The sequence below is a fragment of the Vibrio sp. 1402 genome, assembly GCF_033340275.1.
On the sequence record NZ_JAWOWE010000315.1, the window covers coordinates 1 to 670 of the forward strand.

Below are 670 nucleotides of genomic sequence, written 5' to 3' on the forward strand. Positions count from 1 at the left end.
GTTGAGTTTTACGCGGATGCTTTGACAAACGTGTTTCAAAACCAAATCGCCTGTAGGGTGGCCGTAGGTATCATTGATGGCTTTAAAGTTATCTAAGTCAATTAAAGCCAGAACATATCGCATCTCTTGATGAGTTTTCGAGGTTTGGCTTTTGATGGTTTCAATGATCGCGGTTCTGTTTAAGGCACACGTTAAACTGTCTATCCGTGCTTTATTTCGAGTTTGTCGCTGAGCCATTATTGCCAACACCAAAAGAAGCACTAAGCAGGCAACCACAAAATTGTACGCGCGTTTTTGATCTGTAAGCTTTTCAAACTCGCTCTGCTTTAAATTCCGCTCGTTCGCAAGTTTGATCAGTTGCAGTTCGTTTTCGTACTCATTTTTGGTGAGGTCGAGAGCTTCCATTGCCTTGATGTTACTGGTGTCTCGGTTATCTAGTTCCAATGTTGAATACGCTTCATAGTGACTTAGCGCCGCTTTGTAATCCCCAAGTTCTTGGTAAGCATTGGACAGCAACAGTTGTGCTCTCGCTTGTAGCAATGTCCTTGAGTTTTCCATTGCTAGTGTGAACGCTTCTTTACCGTGCTCGATCGCCTTTTCTGGCGCGTCATTTTTCAGATAAGCAAAACCAGCGGCTAAATGCCCCTCGGTTTGTAAATGGTTGTTTTCG

At 43.6% G+C, this 670-nt stretch carries 1 protein-coding gene; it reads right to left on the reverse strand.

Annotation, left to right across the window (positions count from 1 at the left end; translation table 11 throughout):
• Positions 1-670 (reverse strand): GGDEF domain-containing protein (locus R7044_RS25790; protein ID WP_225456069.1); only part of this gene is annotated, 670 nt, incomplete at both ends.